The 25,635-nt window shown below is 60.7% G+C and carries 24 protein-coding genes; 20 read left to right on the plus strand and 4 right to left on the minus strand.

Going from position 1 to position 25,635, the window contains the following annotated elements:
* Positions 1-532: 532 nt before the first annotated feature.
* From HUU46_10150 to HUU46_10180, 7 genes are all read left to right on the plus strand, one after another.
* Positions 533-985: a transposase gene (locus HUU46_10150; protein NUM53992.1), complete on the plus strand. Its 453-nt coding sequence runs from the start codon at positions 533-535 to the stop codon at positions 983-985.
* 164 nt (positions 986-1,149) lie between these two features.
* Positions 1,150-2,064 (plus strand): histone deacetylase, encoded by a 915-nt coding sequence (locus tag HUU46_10155; protein NUM53993.1) that lies wholly within the window; start codon positions 1,150-1,152, stop codon positions 2,062-2,064.
* 234 nt (positions 2,065-2,298) lie between these two features.
* Complete coding sequence (locus tag HUU46_10160) at positions 2,299-2,814, plus strand: DUF1572 family protein (protein NUM53994.1); 516 nt, start codon at positions 2,299-2,301, stop codon at positions 2,812-2,814.
* Entirely contained in the window at positions 2,811-3,527 is a 717-nt protein-coding gene (locus tag HUU46_10165; protein NUM53995.1) for an NAD-dependent deacylase, read from the plus strand. Before HUU46_10160 ends, HUU46_10165 begins: the two co-directional genes overlap by 4 nt.
* 90 nt (positions 3,528-3,617) lie before the next feature.
* Positions 3,618-5,051, plus strand: coding sequence for a DUF1501 domain-containing protein (locus HUU46_10170; GenBank protein NUM53996.1), 1,434 nt, complete (start codon positions 3,618-3,620; stop codon positions 5,049-5,051).
* Positions 5,052-5,074: 23 nt separating this feature from the next.
* On the plus strand, positions 5,075-5,716 hold the full coding sequence (locus HUU46_10175) for a class I SAM-dependent methyltransferase (protein ID NUM53997.1): 642 nt from the start codon (positions 5,075-5,077) through the stop codon (positions 5,714-5,716).
* Positions 5,697-6,596 (plus strand): DUF72 domain-containing protein, encoded by a 900-nt coding sequence (locus tag HUU46_10180; GenBank protein NUM53998.1) that lies wholly within the window; start codon positions 5,697-5,699, stop codon positions 6,594-6,596. The genes HUU46_10175 and HUU46_10180 overlap by 20 nt, the downstream gene beginning before the upstream one ends.
* A gap of 76 nt (positions 6,597-6,672) precedes the next feature.
* Here HUU46_10180 and dnaJ read toward each other — a convergent pair whose 3' ends face one another.
* The 4 genes from dnaJ to hrcA form a co-directional block, all read right to left on the minus strand.
* Positions 6,673-7,818 carry a molecular chaperone DnaJ gene (gene dnaJ / locus HUU46_10185; GenBank protein ID NUM53999.1) on the minus strand — a complete coding sequence of 382 codons (1,146 nt, stop codon included), beginning with the start codon at positions 7,816-7,818 and terminating at the stop codon, positions 6,673-6,675.
* A 54-nt stretch (positions 7,819-7,872) separates the two neighbouring features.
* Positions 7,873-9,798, minus strand: coding sequence for a molecular chaperone DnaK (gene dnaK, locus HUU46_10190; protein ID NUM54000.1), 1,926 nt, complete (start codon positions 9,796-9,798; stop codon positions 7,873-7,875).
* A 128-nt stretch (positions 9,799-9,926) separates the two neighbouring features.
* On the minus strand, positions 9,927-10,574 hold the full coding sequence (gene grpE, locus HUU46_10195) for a nucleotide exchange factor GrpE (GenBank protein ID NUM54001.1): 648 nt from the start codon (positions 10,572-10,574) through the stop codon (positions 9,927-9,929).
* A 51-nt stretch (positions 10,575-10,625) separates the two neighbouring features.
* Entirely contained in the window at positions 10,626-11,678 is a 1,053-nt protein-coding gene (hrcA, locus tag HUU46_10200; protein NUM54002.1) for a heat-inducible transcription repressor HrcA, read from the minus strand.
* 183 nt (positions 11,679-11,861) lie between these two features.
* On the opposite strand from hrcA, the gene HUU46_10205 reads away from it, so the two are divergent.
* The 13 genes from HUU46_10205 to HUU46_10265 all read left to right on the plus strand — a co-directional run bounded on the left by HUU46_10205 (position 11,862) and on the right by HUU46_10265 (position 25,629).
* Entirely contained in the window at positions 11,862-13,073 is a 1,212-nt protein-coding gene (locus tag HUU46_10205) for a glycosyltransferase family 4 protein (GenBank protein NUM54003.1), read from the plus strand.
* Positions 13,070-14,185, plus strand: coding sequence for a glycosyltransferase family 4 protein (locus HUU46_10210; protein NUM54004.1), 1,116 nt, complete (start codon positions 13,070-13,072; stop codon positions 14,183-14,185). Before HUU46_10205 ends, HUU46_10210 begins: the two co-directional genes overlap by 4 nt.
* A gap of 331 nt (positions 14,186-14,516) precedes the next feature.
* A complete protein-coding gene (locus HUU46_10215; protein NUM54005.1) occupies positions 14,517-15,611 on the plus strand; it encodes a glycosyltransferase in 1,095 nt (364 codons plus the stop codon).
* Between the two features lie 149 nt (positions 15,612-15,760).
* Positions 15,761-16,633 carry a hypothetical protein gene (locus HUU46_10220; GenBank protein ID NUM54006.1) on the plus strand — a complete coding sequence of 291 codons (873 nt, stop codon included), beginning with the start codon at positions 15,761-15,763 and terminating at the stop codon, positions 16,631-16,633.
* Positions 16,634-16,696: 63 nt separating this feature from the next.
* Positions 16,697-17,932, plus strand: a complete 1,236-nt coding sequence (locus tag HUU46_10225; protein NUM54007.1) for a hypothetical protein — start codon at positions 16,697-16,699, stop codon at positions 17,930-17,932.
* Positions 17,929-18,387: an NUDIX domain-containing protein gene (locus tag HUU46_10230; GenBank protein ID NUM54008.1), complete on the plus strand. Its 459-nt coding sequence runs from the start codon at positions 17,929-17,931 to the stop codon at positions 18,385-18,387. Before HUU46_10225 ends, HUU46_10230 begins: the two co-directional genes overlap by 4 nt.
* Positions 18,388-18,437: 50 nt before the next feature.
* Complete coding sequence (locus HUU46_10235) at positions 18,438-19,106, plus strand: MotA/TolQ/ExbB proton channel family protein (protein ID NUM54009.1); 669 nt, start codon at positions 18,438-18,440, stop codon at positions 19,104-19,106.
* 16 nt (positions 19,107-19,122) lie between these two features.
* The gene (locus HUU46_10240) at positions 19,123-19,569 is read left to right on the plus strand and encodes a biopolymer transporter ExbD (GenBank protein NUM54010.1); all 447 of its coding nucleotides are present in this window, start codon (positions 19,123-19,125) and stop codon (positions 19,567-19,569) included.
* Positions 19,570-19,578: 9 nt separating this feature from the next.
* The gene (locus HUU46_10245) at positions 19,579-20,400 is read left to right on the plus strand and encodes a hypothetical protein (GenBank protein ID NUM54011.1); all 822 of its coding nucleotides are present in this window, start codon (positions 19,579-19,581) and stop codon (positions 20,398-20,400) included.
* Positions 20,397-20,744, plus strand: coding sequence for a hypothetical protein (locus HUU46_10250; GenBank protein NUM54012.1), 348 nt, complete (start codon positions 20,397-20,399; stop codon positions 20,742-20,744). Before HUU46_10245 ends, HUU46_10250 begins: the two co-directional genes overlap by 4 nt.
* A gap of 117 nt (positions 20,745-20,861) precedes the next feature.
* Positions 20,862-21,956: a glutamine-hydrolyzing carbamoyl-phosphate synthase small subunit gene (gene carA / locus HUU46_10255; GenBank protein ID NUM54013.1), complete on the plus strand. Its 1,095-nt coding sequence runs from the start codon at positions 20,862-20,864 to the stop codon at positions 21,954-21,956.
* A gap of 51 nt (positions 21,957-22,007) precedes the next feature.
* A complete protein-coding gene (locus HUU46_10260; GenBank protein ID NUM54014.1) occupies positions 22,008-22,820 on the plus strand; it encodes a sugar phosphate isomerase/epimerase in 813 nt (270 codons plus the stop codon).
* A 97-nt stretch (positions 22,821-22,917) separates the two neighbouring features.
* A complete protein-coding gene (locus HUU46_10265) occupies positions 22,918-25,629 on the plus strand; it encodes a heparinase II/III family protein (GenBank protein NUM54015.1) in 2,712 nt (903 codons plus the stop codon).
* Positions 25,630-25,635 lie beyond the last annotated feature (6 nt).

A 25,635-nucleotide genomic window follows, 5' to 3' on the forward strand; every position in this document is an offset into this window, starting at 1 on the left:
CCCGTGAGAAATGCAAACCCGAAGACCGAAAACTCGGGGGTGCGTTTGTGAACGTGCTCCTTTCATTCAATGACGCGTATTACGGGTGAGAGACTTGCGCGCATCCTGATCCGTGAAGCGGGCTGGGTTCCTTCAAAGTTGATAGACCACTGGGTTTGTTCCAAGCAACGCATGCGCACAAAGCGATACCGCCGTTACTTCGATGAGGCACGGCAAAGTGATTACAGCATAATCTTCCATCGCTATCCGAAGAAAAAACGAAAGTGCAAAATCAAGAGCAAACCACACAAGTGCCGCCGAAGCGCAATAAAATTAAATCCAAACGTGCGTGAATTGGCGACGCAACCTAAATGATTCCGAGTATAACTACGCGGCGGGGCAGGCAAAATCGATCGCACGTATGCAAGCGTAGGGTAGCCTTCGCGCCGAAGGCGCATAGCAACCCTAGCCAGGGGCATCGCCCCTGGAAAGTGACGTAATCCCGCCCTAGGGGCGCCCTGAAAGGGCACTGCAAAATGGAGGATTGCCATTCATGCCGCAATCGTTCGTCCGCATATTGGGACATCTGATATTCAGCACAAAGCATCGAGTCGCTTGCTTGAATGCGGAAATCCGCCCGAAGCTCTATGGCTACATGGCTGGGGTGCTCGAAGGCGAAGGTTGTCGTGAAATCCTCATCGGCGGCGTGGAGGATCACGTTCACATTGCGTTCGCGATGGCGAAGGTGGCCGCGCCCATCAAATTGGTTGAGGTAGTAAAGAAGCAATCCTCGAAGTGGATCAAAACGCAGGACAGGGCTTTCGACAAATTCTATTGGCAGTCCGGTTATGCGCTATTTTCCGTCAGCCCATCGAATCTGGACACGCTGCGCGGTTACATTTTGAACCAGGAACGGCACCACAAGAAAATGACCTTTCAAGATGAACTCCGCATCTTATTGCGAAAACACGGTATTGAGTTTGACGAACGGTATCTGTGGGATTAGGCTTCCTGCAATGCCCTTTCAGGGCGAAGAGGGACGGGGTTTGTGCCGCATACCAGGGGCGATGCCCCTGGCTAGGGTTGCGAAGCGCCTTCGGCGCAAATACGAGATTCGTATCCGGTTCTCATCGTTATCGCGTTCTGAAATGCGTCGGGGACGATTAAGCAATGCCTAAGAACACCGGCTATTGTTTTCGCGAGGAAGGGTTGTTGCACGACACGGGGCGTGGGCATCCGGAGTGCGCGGCGCGGCTCGAGGCGATTCGGAAGGCGTTCGCGGATGCGAAGGTCGAGTACATCGCGATCGACGTCGAACCGGCCACGCGGGAAGATTTGCTGCGCGTCCATACCGCGGAACATATCGACACGATCGAGCGCACCTGCAAGCAGAACGCCGATTATCCCGACGCGGACACCGTCATGGTGAAGGCGTCGTGGGACGCGGCGCTACTTGCAGCGGGCGGCGCGATTGCCGCGTGCAAGGCCGTGCTCGAGGGCAAGGTGGACAACGCGTTTTCCGCGATGCGGCCGCCCGGCCACCACGCGGAACGCGACCGCGCGATGGGCTTCTGCCTGTTCAATAACATCGCCATCGCCGCGCGGTGGCTGCGCGACGTGCGCGGCATCGGCAAGGTCGCAATCCTCGATTGGGACGTGCACCATGGCAATGGCACGCAGCACACGTTTTACGACGACGACACCGTCTATTACGCGAGCATGCATCAGCACCCGCTGTATCCCGGCACGGGCTACCCCAGCGAGCGAGGCAAGAACAACACAAACCTGAACGTGCAGATGGACTGGGGTTTTGGGCCGAAGGAATGGCTCGCCGCGCTGGATATGCAAATCATACCGGAGTTCGAGCGTTTCAAGCCTGATTTCCTATTGATATCGAGCGGGTTCGACGCGCACAAGATGGACCCGCTCGCGTCGCAGCGCCTCGAAACCGAAACCTACGCGGAGATGACGCGCCGCGTGAAACACCTCGCGAACGGCGGCATCGTGTCGCTGCTCGAGGGCGGCTACCACCTCGGCGCGCTCGGCGAGTCGGCGGTGGCGCATTTCAACGCGCTGCGGGAATGACTTTACGTCCAAATAAACTGAAACCTGAATCGGTGCGAAATATGGAGTGCGGCAGCACAGTCTTCGGCGCTGCCGCTTTGGCTCTCACGGCGCCACGCATTGGGGCGAGCAGTTGTTATTTGCAGACCAAACCGGCTCCGCCGGAAGCCAAAGCGGCAGCGCTGTCCGAAGCGGACGTTGCCGCCGCACTCCACATAGTCAATCTACTTATACTGAGTTTTCGGAGTGAGAGATATGTCAGACGAATTTGGGGCGGCGTTGATCGCGGAATGCAACCGCCGTCTCTTCGACGAATCGCTTCCGCGCATTGAGAAGTGTCTGGGACTACTGATGGAGGACGAGATTTGGTACCGTCCCAACGCGGAGACCGTCAGCGTCGGCAATTTGGTGCTGCACCTCTGTGGAAACGTGCGGCAATGGATTTGCACCGGACTTGGGCGGCAGGAGGATCACCGCGAGCGAGACAAGGAATTTGCCGAACCCGGGCCGATGCCGACTTCAGAATTGCTCGGTCGCCTTGACGCCACGATGCGTGACGCGAAGGCTGTAATCGATTCGCTTGATCCATCAACGTTAATGGAGAAGCGCTCAGTGCAGATTTATCAGGAATCCGGCTTGAGCATCCTCATCCACGTGGTCGAACATTTCACCTACCACACCGGCCAGATCACGTACTTCACCAAATCGCGTAAGGCCGTCGACACCGGCTATTACGCGGGCAAGAAACTCGGCACGCGCACGCGGCTATGAGTGCCGGTTCTCAATATCCGAATCTACGACAATTTGGCCGCATCGTCTTCTTCACCGGTGCGGGGCTTTCCGCCGAGAGCGGCATTCCGACGTACCGCGGGCGCGGCGGGATTTGGAAGCAATACAACTACGAAGATTTCGCGTGCCAGCGCGCGTTCGATCGCGACCCGGAAAAGGTGTGGGACTTTCACGACAAACGCCGCGAGCGCGTAGCGGCGTGCGAGCCGAACGAGGGACACCGCATCGTTGCGGAGGTGTTGCGGGCGGAGCCTGAATCCTGCGTGGTTACGCAAAACATCGACGGCCTGCATCAGCGGGCGGGAGTCGATCCGTCGAAAGTCATCGAACTGCACGGCAGTCTCTGGCGCGTGCGCTGCGACCGCGACGGCATCGTGGTCGCAAACGATCAAATTCCGATCGATCCCCGTCACTGCGCGTGCGGCGCATATTGGCGCCCGGACATCGTGTGGTTCGAGGATATGCTCGATCGTCGGGTGCTCGAGCGGGCGGAGGCGGCGCTGACCAAGGCCGACGCAATTGTGAGTATTGGCACCTCGGGCGTGGTGTATCCCGCCGCGGAGTTGCCGCGCATCGCCGTGGCGAACGGCGCGGTATCAATCGAGATCAACCCCGAAGACACGCCCGTCTCGCATCTTTACCAGCACCGGCTGCGCATGCCCGCCAGCGAGGCGTTGGCGAAGTTGCGGCGCTAACCGCGACGCGGCCCCTTACAGTGAAAGCCGCCCTATCGGGGATTGGACGCTTGACGGCATTTTTTGGATAATGTCCGCGAAGGCATACCCATGAGATCGGCGACGAACACCAACCGGCGTTTGCAGTTCCTGACCCGCCGGCAATTCTTCCGCGATTGCGGCGTGGGCGTGGGCAAGATCGCGCTCGCCTCGCTGCTGACGCGCGGGGCGATCGCCGTTCCGGCGAACCCGCTGGCGATCCGCCAGCCGCACTTCGCCGCGAAGGCGAAACGCGTCATCTATCTCTTCATGGCCGGCGCGCCGAGCCAGCTCGATCTGTTCGATTACAAACCGACGCTGGTGAAATACGACGGCCAGCCGATTCCGCCGGATATCGTGAAGGACCAGCGGTATGCGTTCATTCAGCGCAACGCCGGGTTGCTCGCGACGCGGTTCGCATTCGCGAAGCACGGCCAGTCCGGCGCGGAACTTTCCGAGATGCTGCCGCACCTTGCGAAAGTTGCCGATGACATTTGCCTGATCAAATCGATGTGGACGAACCAGTTCAATCACGCGCCCGCGCAGATCATGATGAATACGGGTTCGCCGCAACTGGGCCGCCCGAGCATGGGCGCGTGGGTGTCATATGGACTCGGCAGCGAGGCGGACGCGCTGCCTGGCTTCGTCGTGTTGAGCACCGGCGAAGGCGTAAGCGGCGGCGCGCATTGCTGGGGCTGCGGGTTCATGCCGACGGTGTATCAGGGCGTGCCGTTCCGCAGCGCGGGCGACCCGATCCTGAACGTGTCGAACCCGAAATTTGTGGACGCGCAGACGCAGCGCGAATCGCTAGACCTGATTAATCAGTTGAATCAGCACCGGTTCGAGGCCGTCGGCGATCCCGAGATCGAGACGCGCATCAGCAATTACGAACTCGCGTACCGCATGCAGTCGAGCGCGCCGGAACTCATGGACATCTCGAAGGAGTCGCCTGAAACGCTCGCGCTGTACGGCGCGGAACCGGGCAAAGCGTCCTTCGCGAACAATTGCCTGCTCGCGCGGCGATTGCTCGAACGCGGCGTGCGCTTCGTTAATGTCTACCACGGCGGATGGGACCACCACAGCGACGTCGCGGGCGGACTCAAGGGCCAATGCGGCGCGACGGACCAGGCGTCCGCGGCGCTGCTGATCGATCTCAAGCGGCGCGGCATGCTCGACGACACACTGGTGATCTGGGGCGGCGAATTCGGGCGCACGCCAATGGTCGAATCGAGCGCGGCGCTGGGCCGCAGCATGGGGCGCGATCACCATCCGCAAGCGTTCACCATGTGGTTGGCGGGCGCGGGCGTGCGCACGGGACAAACAATCGGCGCGACGGACGATCTCGGGTTCCACATCGCAGAGCGGCCGATTCACGTACACGATTTGCAGGCGACGATCTTGCACCTGCTCGGCCTCGAACATACCGAACTTACCTACCGCTTTAAGGGGCGCGACTTCCGCTTGACGGACGTTTCCGGCTCAATCGTCAGCGAAATTCTCGCCTAGCATCCCGATCGAGGACGCGGCGCATGCTGAACGACGCTATCATGTACCGGCTGCGAACGGTCTTCGAGTTTCACGAACATACCGTCGCCATTTCGCAACTCGAGGGCTGGCTCTCCGACATTCAGGGCTACACGCTCATGGTGCTTGCGGAACAGGGTCCGGGGCTCGGCGCGATCGTCGAGATCGGCAGTTTCAAAGGCAAATCGACATGCTGGCTTGCGAAAGGAGCGATGAGGGCTTGCCGCGAAAAGGTCTACGCCATCGATTCGTTCACAGGTTCTCCCGAGCATCAGAAAGGTATGGAGAACGAGGACCACGACATCGTAAATTCGGGGTCAACGCTCGAAGCGTTCAAGCGTAACACGTCGTTTCTGGGCGTCGCGGATCACGTCGAGACCATCGTGGCGAAGTCGGAGGACGCGGCGGCGGCTTGGAACAAGCCCATTCGTCTGCTGTTCATCGATGCCGATCACTCGTACGAAGCGTCCAAGCGCGATTTCGATTTGTGGTCGCCGCATGTAATTCAGGGCGGGCTTATCGCGTTCCACGATATCGGCGCTTGGGAAGGCGTCACCGACTTCTACAATCAGGAAGTGAAATCGAACCCGGACTATCGTGAACTCCTGAACGTGATGGGGCTGGTCGTTGTCGAGCGAATCGTCTAGCGTACGCGTCGGCCCCGCGGGTTGGTCGTACGACGACTGGAAAGGTGTCGTCTATCCGCCGGACAAACCGCGATCGCTGCACCCGCTCGAATTCCTCAGCCGCTACTTCGACACCGTCGAGGTGAATATGTCGTTCTACCGTCCGCCGAGCGCGGCGCACAGCGAGGCGTGGGTGAACAAAGTGAGCGCGAACCCGCGCTTCATGTTCACGTACAAACTCTGGGAGCGGTTCACGCACCACCGAGACGAATGGCCGAGTGTGAGCGAGCTGCGGCAGTTTCGCGACGGTATTGCGCCCTGCGTCGAGGCGGGTAAGTTCGGCGCGCTGCTCGTGCAGTTTCCGTGGAGTTTCAAGCGCACGCCGGAAAACCGGCAATGGCTCGCGCGGGTGTTGGAAGCGTTCGCGGAGTATCCGATGGCGCTGGAGATTCGCCATAATTCGTGGAACCGGCCCGAAGTGTTCGAGGCGCTCGCGGACCGGCGCGTGGCGTTCTGCAACATCGATCAGCCGCTGTTTCAGAATTCGATCGGCGTTACCGATTACGTCACCGCGCGCGTGGGCTATGTGCGGCTGCACGGGCGAAATGCCGCGGACTGGTTCCGCGAGGACGCCTCGCGCGATGACCGCTACAATTACCTGTACACGCGCAACGAGCTAAAGGAATGGCTTGCCGTCGTCCAGCGCATGCGCAAACTCGCGCAGGACATCTACGTCGTCACCAACAACCACTTCGCGGGGCAGGCGGTGGTGAATGCGTTTGAGTTGAAGCACGGGTTGGGGCAAGGGGTCGAGGAAATACCCGAGTGCTTGATCGAAAAGTACCCGAGACTAAAGGACATCAAGGACCTAAATGACGCAAAGGACGTAACGGGGGGCTGAAGGCGAACGACCTTTATGCCGGATGTGTCCTGTTGTCTTTTGGGTCTCTTGGGTCCTCTTGCCCCCACGAACGCGATTACCCGCCCAACGATTTTTTCAGCTTCTCGACGAACCGCTGGTAGAGCGGATAGGTTTTTTCGTTGCTGAGTTGGGCGAAGCGCTCGACGAGTTCGCGCTGTTCGCGCGAGATACGCGTGGGGATTTCGACCTGTACGCGGACGATTTGATCGCCCTTGTGGTAGCCGCGCAGGTCTTTGATGCCCATGCCGCGCAGGCGGAACAGGGTACCCGGTTGCGTGCCGGGCGGAACCTTCAATTCCGCGTCGCCGGTCAAGGTCGGCACTTTGATTTTGTCGCCGATGATCGCCTGAACAAAGCTCACTGGAATCTCGCAGACGACATCGTTGCCGTCGCGCATGAAGATATCGTCCGGCTCGACTTCGACGTAGATGTACAGATCGCCGCGCGGCCCGCCGTGTTCGCCGGGTTCGCCTTCGCCGGCGAGGCGCAGACGCGATCCGGTATCGACGCCGCCGGGCAGGTCGACGGACAGTTCGCGTTCGGCACGGTAGCGGCCCGTGCCTGAGCAGCGCGTGCACGGTTTGGTGATGATGCGGCCCGTGCCGCGGCAGCGTCCGCAGGTTTGCGTGATGCTGAAAAAACCTTGGGCGCGGCGAACCTGGCCGGTGCCCTGGCAGTCCGCGCAGGCCTGCGGCTGCGTGCCTGCTTGCGCGCCCGTGCCGCTGCAATCGCTGCACACTTCGCGCCGCTGGAATTTTACTTTTTTCTTCGTGCCGGACGCCGCCTCGCGCAGGGAAATTCCCAGGCGGTACTCGAGGTCGGCGCCCGCGCGCGCGGCCGTGCGCCTGCCGCGTCCGCCGCCGCTGGACCGGCCGAAGAGCACGTCGAAAAACTCGTCGAACGGCGCCTCGAACCCTTGCGCGCCCGCGCCGCCGAACCCTCCAAAACCGCCGAAGCCTTCCGCGCCACCCATCTGTTCGCCCATGTGGCCGAACTGGTCGTACTTCGCGCGCTTGTCCTTGTTCTTGAGGACGTCGTAGGCCTGGTTGATTTCTTTTAGTTTGTCCTCGGCCGCTTTGTCGCCGCCGGTTTTGTCCGGGTGAAACTTATGCGCGAGTTTCAGATAGGCCTTACGAATGTCCTCGGCGCTCGCTTCACGCGGGACACCGAGGATGTCGTAATAGTCACGCTGTCTTGCCATGGGCATACTCTATCACCTTCTGCTGCGTGCGCGTCCAACAGAGCGTGGCGATGATTAATCCTTCTTGTCGTCTTCGACGGTGAAGTCCGCGTCGATAGGACCTTCGCCTGCCGTGCCCGGCGACTCCGCGCCGCCAGCGCCTTCGGAACCGGCGCCGGCAGCCGCGCCGGCGCCCGCTTGCGCGGCGTGCGCGTACATGGCCTCCGCCATCTTGTGCGAGGCCTGCGTGAGCTTTTGCATCGCGGACTCGATGGCCGAGTTGTCCGTTCCCGCGAGCGCCGATTTCAGTTCGGCGATCGCGGCTTCGATCGCCGACTTGTCCTCGGCGCTGATCTTGTCCGCGTTTTCTTTGAGCGTCTTTTCGGTCGAGTAGACCATCGAGTCGGCGTTGTTGCGGATTTCGATGCCCTTCTTGCGTTCGGCGTCTTCCGCCGCGTGCGACTCCGCGTCCTTCAGCATCTTGTCGATGTCGGATTCGGACAGGCCGCTCGAAGATTCGATCCGAATCTTCTGTTCCTTACCCGTGCCGAGGTCTTTCGCGGAGACGTGCACAATGCCGTTCGCGTCGATATCGAAGGTGACTTCGATCTGCGGAATGCCGCGCGGGGCCGCGGGAATGCCGATGAGGTCAAAACGGCCCAGCGTGCGGTTGTGCGCGGCGAGTTCGCGCTCGCCCTGCAACACGTGAATTGTCACCGCGGTCTGGCCGTCGGCCGCGGTCGAGAAGATTTGCCGTTTCGTGACGGGGATGGTCGTGTTGCGCTCGATCAGTTTTGTGCAGATGCCGCCGAGCGTTTCGATGCCGAGCGACAGCGGCGTCACGTCGAGCAGGAGCACGTCCTTCACTTCGCCCGCGAGCACGCCCGCCTGGATCGCCGCGCCAACCGCGACGACTTCGTCGGGGTTCACGCCGCGGTGGGGCTCCTTGTTGAAGATGCTCTTGACCATTTCGCCGACCGCGGGCATGCGCGTCATGCCGCCGACGAGAATGACCTCGTCTATGTCACTCGCTTTGAGTCCCGCGTCTTCGATGGCGCGGTAGCAGGGCGCCTTCGAGCGCTGAAGCAGATCGTCGCAGAGTTGTTCGAGCTTTGAGCGGGTCAGCGTGTAATTCAGGTGCTTCGGTCCCGACGCATCCGCCGTGATGAACGGCAGGTTTATGTCGGTTTGCTTCGTGCTCGACAATTCGCACTTTGCCTTTTCCGCGGCTTCCTTGAGGCGTTGCAGCGCCATTGGGTCCTTGCGCAGATCGATGCCCTGATCGCGCAGGAACTCGTCAGCGATCCAGTCAATCACGCGCTGGTCGAAATCGTCGCCGCCGAGGTGCGTGTCGCCGTTCGTGCTCATCACTTCGAAGCTGTCGTCGCCGATCGCGAGGATCGAGATATCGAAGGTGCCGCCGCCAAGGTCGTACACGGCGACCTTCTCGTTCTTCTTGCGATCGAGACCATAGGCGAGCGCCGCGGCCGTGGGTTCGTTGATGATGCGCAGCACTTCGAGGCCCGCGATTTTGCCGGCGTCTTTCGTCGCCTGGCGCTGCGAGTCATTGAAGTATGCGGGTACGGTGATGACCGCCTGCGTCACGGGCTCGCCGAGATAGTTTTCGGCGGTTTCCTTCATCTTGCGCAGAATGATCGCGGAAATCTCGGGCGGACGGAACGATTTGCCCTGCACTTCAACCTGGCAATCGCCGCCGGGCGCGCCGGTCACTTTATACGGCACAAGCTTCTCTTCCGTCGTCACTTCCTCGTGACGCCGGCCCATGAAGCGCTTGATTGAAAAGACCGTATTCTGCGGGTTCGTGATCGCCTGGCGCTTCGCCACGGCGCCAACAAGGCGGTCGCCGTCTTTCGTAAACGCAACCACCGACGGCGTCGTGCGCGCGCCTTCCGTATTCGCGATGACGGTGGGTTCGCCGCCTTCCATTACGGCAACGCACGAGTTCGTCGTGCCCAAGTCGATCCCTATCACTTTGCCCATGTTATCCGTTCCTCCATCTCGCGGCGCGTAGCCCGTCTTCCGCAAGTTCTTTCGTTATCGTAGATTCGAGTAGCCGTACCGGCGCGGACAGGGCGTCGCCCCGCCCGAATCGTGTTCGTATTCGTTACTCAACTTTGTTCCAAAGTTTCTTCGACCGCGGCTGCGTCTTCAACCGCCTCGTCCTGTCCGGGAGTACCAAGCGACACGACGACCTTGGCCGGCCGCAGGACCATCTGCCCGAGCTTGTAACCTTTCTGAAACTCTTCGATGACGGCCTGCGCGGGCACGTCGTCCGACTCGCGCTGTGTCACGGCCTCGTGCACCTCCGGGTTGAACGGTTCGCCTGCCGCCGTGATCGGTTCCACGCCGTGCCGGACGAGCACGTCGTGAAACTGGCGCAAGACCATGCCAACGCCTTCGGCCAGGGCGTCCGGCCCGCCGTCGCGGTGCTTCATCGCCAACTCCAAGTGGTCCACCACGGGAAGCAGATCGCGAATCAGCGCTTCGGCGGCCTGCTGACGCACGCGGTCCGCGTCGCGCGCCATGCGCTTGCGATAGTTGTCGAACTCCGCGCGCATGCGGAGCACTTGGTCCGCCAACGCGGCGCGCTCGCGAACGAGCGCATCGACGTCAATCGCCGGCTCCGGCGCGGGCTCGGTTTCCACGGAAGGCGCAGCCGACTCCACCGCGGCCGCTTCTTCCGCCGCGACCTCCGCTTCCAAACGTTTTTCGAGTTCGGTCTTTTCTTCGTGCGACTTCTTCATTCGTAAACGCATCTACTCACTTCGCGCTTGGCCTGTTCTTCAACTTCTCGATAGCGGCCGGCGCTATGTCGCCAGCCGCGTTAACAATCGGCTCAACAATCCGGCCGTGTAATCCACGAGCGCGGTCACCTTCGGGTACGCCATCCGGCGTGGGCCAAGGACCCCGATCATTCCGACCTTCTTCGTACCGACGAGGTACGGCGCGGCGACGAGGCTGATTCCCTCGACGCCATCGCCTGGGGCCTCCCGCCCGATCACAACCGTTGTGCGGGGCGACTCGCCCTGCATGACGGCGGACCTCAGAATCTCCAGCAACCGCTCTTTCTCGTCCAGCAGGACGAAGACTTCGCGCGCGCGGTCCACGTCGCGGAACTCGGGCTGCTCGAAGAGCTGCGTGGCGCCTTCGAGGTACAACGTTCCCGGCCGGTTCGCCGGAAGCAGTTGCAACACGCGCAACGCCTCTTCGGCGAGCAGCCGCTGCTCGTCCAGAAACATCCGCAGCCGCGTTTGCACCGAGGTCATCAATCGATCCACCGGCACGCCGCGGAAGTTCTCGTTCAAGAACGCGCTCAACCTCGGCACGAGCGCCGATTCGATGCTGGGCTCGAGGGACACCATGTGCGTTCGCACACGGCCCACGTTGTCCGCAATCAGCACGGCGACCCGCGACGGAGTCAACGGGACCACTTCAATCCGGTTTACCTGCGCATCGCCTTCGTCCGGAGACTCGACAATGCCGGTCTGGTGCGACAGCAGCGCAAGCAGGTGGCTCGTCTGCCGCATGACCTCGTCCGCGTCGTTCAGCCGCGCGGTCAATTCCGATTCGATGCGCGCGCGTTCCTGGAGCGTCAGCTCCTGTACGCGCATCAAGTAGTCGACGTAATACCGGTAGCCCAGGTCGGTCGGCACCCGCCCGGAGCTGGTGTGCAATTGCTGTAAATAGCCGGCCTCTTCGAGGTCGGCCATCACGTTGCGCACCGTCGCGGCGCTCAAATCGATGCCGAACCGCTTCACGATGGCGCGAGACCCGACCGGCTCCGCCGTCGTAATATAGCTGTGGACGGCAGCTTGGAGGATCAGGTTTTCGCGTTCGGACAGATCGGCGTCCTGGCGCACGGTTCACGCTCCAACTTGGCACTCAGCACACAAGAGTGCTAACAATCTACCGGAGTGTACCATAGGCCTAACCCGCTGTCAAGCGAACCCGGCATCGGCCGCATGGGATTTGCGGGACATATAAAGCCCTGTGATCACTATGGTTAAGCGTGGACGGCGGGCGGCGAATCGAGGGGGTCCTTCTTGACTCCCCCAGACCCCCCTGTTACGCTCGACTCGATGCGCGTCGGCTTTGATATCGGCCCTATCACCCACGCCCGCAGCGGGGTGGGCAACTACTGTCTGCACCTGCTGAAGGCGCTGCTGGAAATCGAGGGGCTCGACGTAACCGGCTTTGCAGCGCAGGCGCGCAGCCTCGACCTGAAGGCGATTGGGCGGCGTTTGCCGCACCGGCGCCTGCCTATTCCCACACGTGCGATGTATAAAGTCTGGTCGACGTTCGGCGCGCCTTCGGTCGATTCACTGCTCGGGGGCGTGGACCTCTACCATGCAACCAACTATTTTTTGCCTCCAGTAAGGCGCGCGAAACGCGTCCTCACAATCCACGACATTACATTCAAGAAGCATCCCGAACTTTGCAGTCCCAAGATTGTCGGGCCGTTCTCTTCAAGAGTCGAAGGCTTTGCGCGGGAAGCTGACGCCGTCATTGCCGATTCCGAAAGCACGAGGCAAGACATTATCAACTTGCTGGGGATACCGCAGGAACGCGTGCATACGGTCCTCCTAGCCACCGACGCTTCAATGAAACCTGTTCCGATCGAAATCGCGCGCAAACCGTACGGGCTTAACGATCCGTATATTTTATTCGTAGGCACAATTGAGCCGAGGAAAAATGTCCACGGCTTAATGAAAGCGTTCCTTCGCATAATGGACGAGTTTCCGCACACGCTGGTTCTTGTGGGGAGTTATGGGTGGTACGACAAGGACGCATACGAGTCTGTAGTTGAATTGGCCATGGACGCGGATACCGTTTGGCCGGCCAGTGCTCAGGCGGTCGCTGAGTCTCCTGATTCGTGGCTGTCGCTTATGCATTCAAGAATCAAACACCTCGAGTACGTTGATCAAAAAGACCTTCCATCACTGTATAGCGCCGCCGATGCATTCGTCTTTCCATCTTCTTATGAAGGTTTTGGATTACCTATTCTCGAAGCAATGGCATGCGGTTGCCCCGTAATCACCGCGGACAATTCGTCCCTGCCCGAAGTCGCCGGCGACGCCGCCGAATACTGCGATGCCAACGACGTGGACAGCATCGCGAACGCGATGCGCCGCGTACTATCGGATCCGCTGTTGCGCGAACAAATGCGTCAGCGCGGATTTGCGCAGGCCGCGAAGTTCTCGTGGGAAAAAACGGCTGAGAAAACCGCCGCAATTTACCGGAGCGTGTGTGGATGAGGGTCCTTGTCAATGCGCTCCAAGCCAATAACCGAAGCGGTACGGGCGTGTATGTCGTGCAACTTGCGCAGCGCCTGGCCAAACTTGCCGACCCCGATGAAGTAATCTTTGCGTGGCCGAGAGATTTCGCGGCGCCAACAGAAGGCCGCGCGTCCAACGCCCAATTCATCGAACGGGGTTACGCCGGCCCCGCCGCGCGGCTGCGTTACGATCAATGGGGTGTTCGCGCGGACATTCGCGCGCTGGACGTGGACGTAGTGCATTATCCCGCAAATGTGGGATGCGTGTTTCCGCTTCGCAATATGGTCGTCACCATTCACGACATGACGTTCTTCCTGCACCCCGAGTGGTACCGCTACGAGCGCGCGCTTTATTACCGCTGGGCGGTTGCGAAATCCGCGCGCCACGCCGCACGGATCATCGCGGTATCGCAATCGACCATGAACGACATCATCGAAATACTGAAGGTTCCCGCCGATCGCATCGAGGTCGTAAACCAGGGCGCGGACGAGCGGTTCGCGCCGGCGACAGAATTGGAGAAATCAGCCGCACGCGTGAGATACGGGCTGCCCAACCGGTACGTTCTCTATTACGGCACCATCGAACCGCGAAAGAACCTCGAGAGGCTGATTCAGGCGTGGTTGTCCATTGCGGACAGTACCGATTGCGATCTTGTTGTTGCGGGGCGTATCGGCTGGAAGACCCGCGCCATCATGGATTGCGCAGACCGGTCCCTGCACCGCTCGCGAATCCATTTCCCGGGGTTCATCGTAGACGAGGACCTGCCCTCGGTCATCAGTGCGGCAGACCTCGTCTCGCTGCCCAGCCTGTACGAAGGCTTCGGCAACGCAATTCAGGAGGGCATGGCCTGCGGCGTACCCGTGCTCACGTCGAACAATTCGAGCATGCCGGAAGTCGCCGGAGGCGCGGCAATGCTCGTCGATCCGCTAAGCGTCGAGTCTATTGCGGATGGACTGCGCCGATTACTCCAAGATGCGGTGTTGCGTGCGGATTGCATCGCAAAGGGAAGAATCCGTGCCACGCAGCTTTCGTGGACAAAGACGGCCGAGGGCGCGTTGCGCGTGTACCGATCGGTCGCGGAGAAGGGGTAGGAATTTTGGATTTTGGATTTCGGATTTCGGATTCGAAGACGTGGACAGACCGCTCGCGCGTAAACGTTCGGCGCGCGCTAACAGTCGCGGTCTTGTTGCATCCCTCTCATCCCGGCCCTGGCATGTGCGCCTCCCCGCTCTGCTGTCAGCGTCTATTCGAGCCGATGCCGCGCGCGGGATTCCTTCCCGCTAAACTGGGGCCAAACAGGTGCTTCGATTGGATCTCCCAAGTATTGAATCCAAAAACCAAGTTCGAAAATCGTGGAACTCGGCAGTCACGCGTCGCCCTTGCGTCTCCCCCGTCTTCAATCCAAAATCCAAAATCCTCCCCATGAAAATCGTTCACGTCTACAAAGATTTCGACCCGCCCGTGCACGGCGGGATGGAGCACCACATGGCGCTGATGTGCTGGTTTCAGCGGCAGTGGGCGGAAGTCGAGGCAATGACGTGCAGCCGTACCTGGCGCACGCACGTTATCGATCGCGAGGGAACGCGGGTCACAGAGGTAGGCGAGTTTGGCCGCTTCCAAAGCGCGCCGGTTTCTCCGATGTTTGTGCGGCACATGGCGCGTCTGACCACCGATATTGCGGTGTTGCACGTTCCGAATCCGACGGCGGAGATTGCGTGGCTGGCGGCGCGGCCTAAGGCAAAGCTCGTTCTTCGATACCAGAGCGACATCGTGCGGCAGGCGACCGCGATGCGGGTTTATGCGCCGATTCAACGTCGGTTTCTCGATCGCGCCGATCTCATCCTTGTGGCAAGCCCGCAGTATCTCGATACATCGCCGACGTTGCAGCGTTATCGGCACAAGTGCGCCGTTGTACCGCTGGGCATCCTGCCTGACGAGTTCGCCGTGCCACCGTATGACACCATCGAAGAGACGCGAGCGCGATATGGCGGCCGATTTGTCCTGTTCAGCGGGCGCCACCGGTATTACAAGGGCATCGAGTATCTCGTCCGCGCCGCAAAACACATTGCGGCGCCTGTGGTCATTGCGGGAGATGGTCCGGAGCGCGCGCGGTGCATGGCGCTGGCGCGCGACCTGGGCGCAACCATTGCGTTTCCAGGTGCATTGCCGCACGAAGCGCTCGTGGCCCACCTTCACGCGTGCGAGGTGTTCGCGTTTCCATCCGTCGCGCGCAGCGAGGCCTACGGCATTGCCATGCTCGAAGCCCACGCCGCGGGAAAGCCGGTGGTGGCGACGACGCTCGGGACCGGCGTCGAGTTCGTGAACCAGCACGGGACCACCGGCCTGAACGTGCCACCCCGGAACCCCGAGGCATTGGCGTCCGCGATCAATCGGTTGCTTGCCGACGCCGCACTTCGGACGCAGATGGGTGCGGCGGCCAAGCAGCGCGTTGAAACGGAACTTCACGCGGAAGCGATCGCGCGCGCCGAGTTCGAGCGCTACGCGGCGTTACTCTGACAGATTTCGCACCTCGCTGCTTGCCCACCCCACGTTGCCGAAAATCCCGTGACCTGGTGCCGTAGGGCGGTCTTGTCAATCGAACACTGGAAATTTTCTGGACTCGACCCGCGAACTATGCCAAAATCAACGCGGGAGGGAACGGGCTGATGCAAGGGAATCCTCACGAACACCACGAGGTCGAGCATCTGGACGCGGATGCAGTCTGCGAGGCCTGCGGTAACGTAAACCCCGAAGGAACCTTGCTGTGCAAGACCTGCGGCAACAATTTGCGCGACCAGCGCGCGCGCCGGTTGAAAGCGGGCCCCGTCGCGGCGGCTGAACCGAAGGTAAACATATTCAACATCCTGCGCGGTGTCGTGATCGTATTCGGAATCTGCGCCGTGCTGTGGGTGGCATTGAACGTTTCCACCATCGAATCATGGCTTTTGAGCGGTGTGCAAAGCGCCGAGGCCAGCGGCGAAACGGTGGTTGCGCCGCAAACGTTTTGGGACGGTCCCGGTGTTGGGCGGTACGAAGAACTCGCCGCAACGCTGTCTGAGCAGGCGGTGACGATTGAGGAAGCGGGCATGGTCCCGCCGGGAATGCCGTTGGCGTCGCTTGACGGCCGGTATGTGCTGAAGCGGTCCACCCAATCGGCGGCGAGTCCGCTTGGCTCGGCGATCGTTCGGGTTGACGGCGACACCGCCTATTTCGTCGCCCTCCTCGCCGGCGGCACCCAGATTCGCGGTTCGGCGCAGCGGACGTCCGATACGATGTTTCAAGCGTTGAATATTGGCGTATTGCATTCGGATGGTTCGTTTGCGGACGCCGCCGGCTACGGTCAAATTCGGTCGACCGGCGAGATCAATTGCAGCGGTTTTTTCGGCGAATACGAAACGCAGGCGGATGTCGTCGCGATTCCGTTGCCGGGAAATGGCGTTCCGGCGCCCGCACCGGCTGACGACGCGCCGGCGCCCGCCGAGGGCGCCGCACCCGCCGAGGAAGGTGCGTCCACCGAGGGTGCTCCCGCAGCGCAGTAGCGCGTGATCGTTTGTATAAACTCGCCGCCGGTCTTCCCCCGCCGCCCGCGTTGGAGATGAACAATGCCGAAGAAGAATAGTGTCTTTACGTCCGCTCTTTCCGCGATTACAGCCTCCCTGGTGCTCTCGACCGCAGTCCATGCCGTGGAATCAACGCGTTTCGCGCTCGACGTTTTCCCGAACGAATCGAAGCAGGAAACGGACAGCGGCACTGCGGCGCAATTGACCTACCTGACTACGGACGCCGCGGCGGACACCAACCTCTACTTCCACGAGCGATCCTGGTCCTCGGACGGTTCGTTCATTATTTTCTACTCGGCGCGCGAGCAGGGCGGCTTGATGGGGTACATTGTGGCGACGGGCGAGTTGTTCCGCATCGCCACGCCGTCGGGTGGCGTCGGCGCGGCAACGGCCGCGTTGAACAAGAACAGCGTATTCGCATTGCGCGGCAACGACGTGATCGAACTGCACATCACGATTGTGCCGGCTAAGAACCCGAAGCGGAAGCGCTCGCAGGTAACTGCCGGCGAGCGGACGATTTGCTCGTTGCCCCCGTGCAGCGGATCGAGCGCACTGAACGAAAACAGCAACGGCACGAAGCTCGCCATTGGCCGCTTGGGGACGGACGGGAGCGACTTGGCGGTCATATATGTCATCGATCACGCTACGGGCGATACGAAGGAAGCGTACCGGGTGCCTACTCCGCCGCAGTATATGTCGCACGTGCAGTGGAGCCACACGAGCCCGAATCTGTTGAGCTTCGCCGGGTTCTATCCGCGCATCAACGTGCTGGACATCGACACCGGGACCGTTACCGCGCCGTACGATCAACTGCGCGACGAGCTCGTGACGCACGAGCATTGGTGGGTAAACGATCAGATCGTGTTTTGCGGCGGCACGCACCCCAAGCCGGCAGAGGACGCGCACGTCAAGGTCGTGGACGTGAAGACGGGCGTGACCCGCATTCTGGCCGCAGGTAGCTGGTGGCCCAATGGAACTGATGAAGAAGTGGCCAAGGAGAACTATTGGCACTGCGCGGGCAGCGACGACGGCCGGTGGGTGGTTGCCGACAATTGGCACGGCGATATCACGGTAATTGAAGGGAAAAATGCACGGCCTATCGTGCTGACTACCGGGCACCGCTCTTACGGCAAGGGCGATCACCCGCACGTGGGTTGGGATCGCCAGGGCCAGCAGGTCATTTTCACATCGTACAAGCTGGGCGATCCGAACGTCTGCATCGCAACGATTCCGAAAGCGATGCAGGACGCAAACTCGACGCCGGCCATCGCGCCGTGAAGGCGAAGCGCTACCGCGCCGCCGGTGGCGTCGTATTGGATTCCAACGGCAAGGTGTTGTTGATCGAACGCGATGTCGAGCGCGACGGCAAATCCATTCACGAGGTGCGTCTGCCGAAGGGGCACATTGACGACGGGGAGACGGACGAGCAGGCGGCCATTCGCGAAACCTGTGAAGAGTCGGGGTACTGTTGCCTTGAAATTGCCGCGGACCTCGGCGAACACCGCGTTGAATACGACTTCAAAGGCAAACACTACGTGCGCGCCGAGCACTATTTTCTCATGTACCTGACTTCGTCCGAATGGCGCGGCCCGGAGGTCGATCCGGATTCGGAGGAGGCGTTGTTCTCCGTCAAGTGGGCAAAGGACCTCGCGCATGCCGAACGCATCTTGACGTACGACAGCGAAAGGATGTTCGCGGCCCGCGCCGCGCAGTATCTCGCATCGCGGGCTTAGCCCCGCCCTCCCCCACGTCGAATTCGACTACGCCCGCGCGCGCGATTACCATGGCGTGCAACAGCGGAAAGGAACCCGGTTTGGACAACGAACCCTACGACCTGATGCAGTTTATCCAGTTGGGCGGCATTCTGATGTGGCCCATCATGGTGTGTTCGATTGTGGCTCTGGCGATCACGCTCGAGCGGCTGTGGCGGTTGCGGCGCGCGCAAACGGGCATGCGCGAATTCGTGGACGCAATGCGCTCGATACTTCGGCAGCGGCGTATCCAGGAAGCGTTGACGTTATGCGACGAGTCGGACACACCGGTCGCGCGCGTGGTGAAAGCGGGCGTGCTCAAACACGACCGGCCGAAGGCCGACATTCGCGAGGCGATGGAAAGTGCGGGGCGCCTCGAGGTGCCGCGCCTCGAACGCTACCTCGGCGCACTCGCCACGATCACGAGCGTTGCGCCGTTGCTCGGATTGCTCGGCACCGTGATGGGAATGATCAAATGTCTTTCCGTGATCCTGCACAAGGCCGGCCAGGTCATCCCCGGCGATCTTGCCGAAGGCATCGGCAATGCACTCGTTACGACCGCCGCGGGCCTCACGGTCGCGATTCCGAGCCTCATTGCATACAACTATCTCGTGTCGCGGGTGGACAACCTCGTGCTCGAGATGGAGGTTAACTCGTCCGATCTCGTCGATCTAATCGCACGCGACGAAGACGAACGTTAGTGGAACTGGACCAGTTATGACGTTTCGCGAACCGGGCAAGCGCCGACACACGATCAAGGCGGGATTCGACCTGACCCCGCTGGTCACGGTGATGTTGAACCTACTCGTCTTCTTTATCATTTCGTCCACATTTGTCGTGCAGAGTTCTATTCAAATCCAGGCCCCGGTCGCGGAAGGTACAAGCCAGTTCGAGGCGCAGGACCTTTCCGTTACGCTCCAGGTTGGCGAGGGCGGGCCGGACGGAAAAGGCCGTATCTACGTCAACACCGACGAGATTCAGACGTGGGACGCGCTCACCGAGCGGCTGGGCGAAGAGGTCCGCCAGCGTCCGGACGCGCGCGTGCTGATACGCCCGGATGCGCGCATCGAAGCCGGACGGCTGATCACGGTACTTGGAATCGCGTCCAAGGCGGACGTGCGGTATTATGCAATCGAGACGGAGCCGCCAAAGGCGCCGGAGTAGTACTGCCCCATGTTCCGCGATCGCATACTGATGACGACGTTGGCCGTATCCTTCCTCGTTCATGTTTCAATGGTCACGCTGTTTTCCATTTACGTGTGGGTGCCGGTGAACCGCCCGAGATACGCCCAGCTTGAAATCAAATACCGGCAGTCCAATCCGCTAACCCTGGCAGGTTTAGTCGAACCGCTGAAGGTCCCACGTCTCGATGTGCCGATGCCCGAGAGCGATCTGACCTTACCGCAACCTCCGCAGCCGGAACTGACTCTCGGCGCGCCACGCGTTGCGAAGGCGGAGGAACTCCCGACCATTGCCGTGCCCACATTGGACCCGGCGCAACTTGAACGCTGGGACATGATCGCGTCCAGTTTACAGGCGCGGTCTGCGTTCGAACCGGAGCCAGAGCGCGACTTGTGGGCACAATCCATCGGACAGCTTGGGCGAATCGGCGATCGACTTCGCATCTATACGCCGTTTGAATCGGTGTTCGACGAGGAAGGGACCCGCCCCCGGCCAACACCCATCGCGCGGCCAGCGGAAGGCATTGCCATCTACGTCGAGTGGACCGGCGAACCTCATGACAGAGAATTGATGTTACCGCCGTCGGTAGACGCGTTTTGGGGCCTTGACGCGAAAGCTGTGAGGCGCCCCATGTCGGTACCATTCAAAGCGAACGCGGCCGGAAACGTTGTGCTCGCGGCGCCGCCCGCGGGCGACGAGATGCTCGCGCGACTTGCCGAGTCGCTGCTTCAATTGCGGTTCGCTCCGCTCGAGGAATCGTCGGCCGGCGACCAGGTGGGCTTGCTGATTGTTGCGCCGGAATCTGCGCCATGATTGAGATCGAACTCAAGTGGGCGCTGGTATTGTACTCCGGGATTCTCGGGGCGATTGGTCTTTTTATCTGGTCGTATACCGAAATCTCCGTGCGGCGTCCGCAGCAGTATCTCGGTAAGCAATTCCTTTGGCGCTGTACGTTTTGCGGGTACACCTATCTCGACGAATCGGACGAGGAAATATCGAAGTGCCCGCGTTGCGAGAGTTTCGTTGCTGCAACGGATGCGAAAGCCCGGTTCGTGCCGGTCGACTCGCCCGAAGCTACCCCCCAGCAAGATTCGGGCAGGAACACTTCGCGGCGAAAGCGCCATCACCAGCGGCGTCGCGGGCCCCGGCGCCGCTGATTCAATTCTCCTCCGGCCGCGGCGATGCAATCTGCCGCCTCGCACCTTTGTGTCCGCCGCTCTATTTTCGCTATGATATTTTAATTTTGGATTGAGCAATCTTCGGGAGATTTGCACTTGAAAGCGGTATTGGCACTGGAAACAGGGGACGTGTACGAGGGGAACGCCGTCGGCGCAGAGGGCGAATCCTACGGCGAGCTCGTGTTCAATACGAGCATGACCGGCTACCAGGAAATCCTCACCGACCCTTCCTACGCGGGGCAGATTGTCACGATGACGTATCCGCTCATCGGCAATTATGGCGTGAATCCCGAAGACGTCGAGTCGCGCAAGCCGTTCGTCGAAGGGTTTGTCATGCGCGAGTGTTGCCACACGCCAAGCAACTGGCGTGCGAGGCAGACGCTTCCCGAGTATCTGCGCGAACATAGCATTGTCGCGATCGACGGCGTGGACACGCGCAAGATCACCAAGTTCCTGCGCACGCACGGCGCGAAAAAGTCGGTGTTGAGCACGATCGATTTCGATCATGACAGCCTGGTGCAAAAGGCGATCGATTCGCAGGACATGGCGGGCAGCGATTACGTCAAGGCCGTGAGCGTCACCGAGCCATACGAGTGGAACCCGGCGTTCAAAGGCAAGTACCGCGTCGTGGCATTCGACTATGGCATCAAGTACAACATACTCCGTCTGCTCGAGGCGCACGGCTGCAACGTCGTTGTCATGCCGGCAACCGCGACCGCGGAACAAACGCTCGCGCAAAAACCGGACGGCATCTTTCTATCGAACGGCCCTGGCGATCCGGCCGCGCTACCCTACATCTACCCGACGGTCCAGGCGCTCATGCCTGTGAAACCAATCTTTGGAATTTGCCTCGGGCACCAGATTCTGGGCCACGCGTTCGGAGGCACCACCTACAAACTGAAGTTCGGGCACCGCGGCGGCAACCAACCCGTGCTCAATCACGACACCGGCGCGGTCGAGATCAGCGCGCAGAACCACGGCTTCGCCGTTGATCCAAAATCGCTCGACGAAAGCAAGGTGCGCGTGACGCACATCAACCTCAACGACGGTTCCGTCGAAGGGATGGAGCATAAGGAACTGCCGATTTTCAGCGTGCAGTACCACCCTGAATCGTCCCCCGGCCCGCACGACAGCCGTTACCTCTTCGAGCGATTTGTGAAGCTGATGGACGAGGCAAAATCGCGGAATTAGATATTGATTCTACACGTTGACCGTACGCGGCGAATTGCGTACCGTTGAGCCATGCCAAACCTTTCGCGCCTCTGCATTCACACCATGACCACCAAACCGTGGTCGTTGCGCGAGGCTATCGACGGCTTCGTGCGTGCGGGCGTGCCTGCGATTACGGTGTGGCGGCAGCATATCGAACCTGTCGGCATGGAAGAAGCGGGGCGGATGCTGCGCGAGTCCGAATTGAAAGTCGTGAGTCTGTGCCGCGGCGGATTCTTCCCGGGTGTGACCCACGCAAAACGGCAGCTCGCCATCGAGGACAACAAACGCGCCATCGACGAAGCGTACGCGATTGGGGCGCCGCTCGTCGTGCTCGTCTGCGGCGCGGTGCCGGGCATGCCGCTCGCCGAGGCGCGCAAGCAAATACTCGACGGCATCGCGACCGTGCTCGACCACGCACAACAGGCGCAGGTGAAGCTTGGCATCGAACCGCTGCACCCGATGTACGCCGACGACCGCTCCGCGGTCTCTACGCTCGAACAGGCCAACAACATGGCCGCTGCGCTGCGGAGTCCTTGGGTGGGTGTGACCGTTGATGTGTATCACGTCTGGTGGGACCCCTACGTTCAAAGCGAAATCGCGCGCGCCGGCAAATCCATCTTTTCGTTTCACGTCTGCGACTGGCGCACGCCAACGCGCGACATTCTCAATGATCGCGGGCTTATGGGCGAAGGCTGTATCAAGATAGCGCAAATCCGCAAGTGGGTCGAGGAGGCCGGTTTTGACGGTCCTATCGAAGTCGAAATCTTCTCGAACGAACTCTGGGCCACCGACCAGACCGAGTACGTGGAGAAGATAAAGGCGGCATTTCTCAAGCACTGCTAACGTCCGGACGTTTCGAACACCTCTGCAAACTGTGTACGCTGTGGTTCGCTTTTGTCCTGAAAGGGTTCTTATGCGCCTAATCTCGATCTGCTTATGCATGTTCCCACTGGCATTCGCGCAAGCGCCTGTCAAGACTGCTAGCGTCTTCTATTTTCCCGAGGTGATTGCGCGCGCGACCGCCAACGCCGGTACGCACGATTGGGCGAGGACAATTCGCGACGACACTGTGCGAAAGGCCGAACCGTGGCTGGCGCTGTCCGACGATGCGCTGTGGGATTTGATGGTGGGTCCGAACATTCCGCGCACGTGGCATGTGTGGTCGGATGGGTATTGCCCTTCGTGCAAGCAGGACGTGCGGATGTATGACTGGATCGCGGACCCGTGGAAGCACCCGTGGAAGTTGCAGTGCCCGAAGTGCGCGGAGCTGTTTCCAAAAAACGATTTCGAGAGATTTCACCGCTCCGGCTTCAACGAGCACGGTGTGTTTCAACCTCATCGTGCCGACCGTTCGCTGTTGTTCAATGCGGACCATCCCGATCCCGCCGACTCGCTGCACACGTTCGGCGTCGATGACGGGCACGGCTACGTCGCCGACGGTCATCGCTGGCGGTTCATCGGCTACTACATCATCTTTGGCCAATGGAAGAAATGGGTGCACGAGGGGATTGTCAGCTTGAGCGCGGCGTATGCCGTGACGGGCGAACCGAAGTACGCGTACAAAGCCGCAGTTCTGCTGGATCGCGTCGCGGACCTCTACCCGTCTTTCGATTTCCATACGCAGGGAGGATGGGTTTACGAGACGACAAATGGCACGCGGGGCCAAGTCTCCACGTGGCATGATGCGTGCGAGGAAGTGCGTGCAATGGCATACGCGTATGACCGAGTCTTCGACGGCGCCAAGGCGCAGGAAGAAGCGCTTGTATCCTTTCTCTCGCGTAAGGCAGCGGAATGCCGGCTCGCCAACACCAAATCGTCGTGGGCCGATATTCAACGCAATATCGAGTCTGGTATTTTCGAAGACACACTTGCGCACCGCGAACGCATCGAATCGAACTACCCACGCACCGACATGACGAACCTCGTGATTGACGCAGTGCTGCGCTGGCCGACGAACCGCGAGGCCGTGCTGCAGCAACTCGATGCCATCATCGAGAAGTCGACCGCCGTGGACGGCATGAGCGGCGAGAAGGGGCTGGCGGGATACTCGTCGATCGCACCGAGCGCGTTGGCGGAGATCATGATCCAGATGATGCGGCTCGAACCCGGCTTCCTGAAAACGGTGTACGAGCGGCGGCCCGCGATCTACGACGCGTTTCGCTTCAACATCGACACATGGTGCATGGAGGAATGGTATCCGCGAACGGGCGACACGGGTGCGTTCGGACAAAAGAACGTGCGGTATGCGGGGTTGTCATTTACGCCGAATTCCGCCGCGGACGGTTCCGAATACTCGTTCTTCTGGGACTTGTATGAGGTGACCAAAGACCCGGCCCTGGTACAAGTGATGTATCTCTCGAACGGATCGAAGCTCGACGGACTGCCACACGATCTGTTTGGCGAAGACCCGGAAGTCTTTCAGGCCGACGTAAAATCGGTCATCGACCGCGAAGGCACGGAACTTAGACTGAGTAGTGCGAACAAGCAGAAGTGGTGTCTTGCGGTCATGCGTTCCGGCAAGGGCGCGGATCGGCGCGCGCTGTGGATCGATTACGATTCCGGCGGCGGCCACGGCCATTTCGACGGCATGAACATCGGCTACTTCGCGAAGGGCCTTGACCTCGTTCCCGATTTCGGTTATCCGCCCGTCGGCTACGGCGGGTGGGGCGCGCCGCGCGCTACCTGGTACAGGAACACCGCGTCACACGCGACGGTCGTGGTCGACGGAAAGAACCAGTCAACTGCACAGGGCACGACCACGCTTTGGGCGGATGGCGATGGCTTTCATGCAATCCGGGCTGCAAGTCCGGACATGATTGGCGGCGAGATATACGAGCGCACCATCGCGATGATCGATATCGACACGCATGATTCGTATGTCGTCGACTGTTTCCGAGTGAAAGGCGGCAGGGACCATGCCAAGTTTTTCGGGTCGTCTTTCGGCACGATTGTGACCGGCGGGCTTACGCTGACTGACGCGCCCGACTACGGCGGCGACACGCAAATGCGCGCGTTCAAGGCAGACGCGGCCCCAAAACCGGGTTGGCATGTCGATTGGACGATTGACGACAAGCGGGACTACGTGCCCGACGATCGCACGATTCGCTTGCGCTATACCGATCTGACGGAGCATGCCGAGGCGTCCGTGTGCGAAGCATGGGTCGATACCGGCATTTACGGCGAAGCGTCCGAATGGGTGCCGCGCGTAATGGTCCGGCGAAAGACGGAGAGCGCACCGCTGGAATCGACATTCGTTTCCGTCATCGAACCGTACGAGGGAAAATCGAAAATCGCGGCGATCCGCCGTTGGACGTCGTCCGTTCCGGATTCGACGCCCTGCATCGAGATCGAGCGATCGGACGGGACCACCGACGTCGTACTGTTCAATGCGACGGGCTCGACCGCCCCGGCGGCGGGTGGCGGCGTTCAGGTCCACGGCGACCTGGCCTGTGTGTCCCGCACCAATGAGGGTGTGCATCGGATTCGTGTGGCGAACGCAACAGAAGTTCTTGCCGGCCCCGTGCGCGTCATTTTCAAGGAACGCATTCCATACTTTGATTTGATGCTTGCGGCCGGCGAATGGAAACCGACAGCCGGGTCCTTCGAACGTATCGAGCAGATATTCGTGGATGGCGAGCCATTGATTAAGTAAGTGGAA

The organism is Candidatus Hydrogenedentota bacterium (assembly GCA_013359265.1).
Classification (GTDB): domain Bacteria; phylum Hydrogenedentota; class Hydrogenedentia; order Hydrogenedentales; family SLHB01; genus JABWCD01.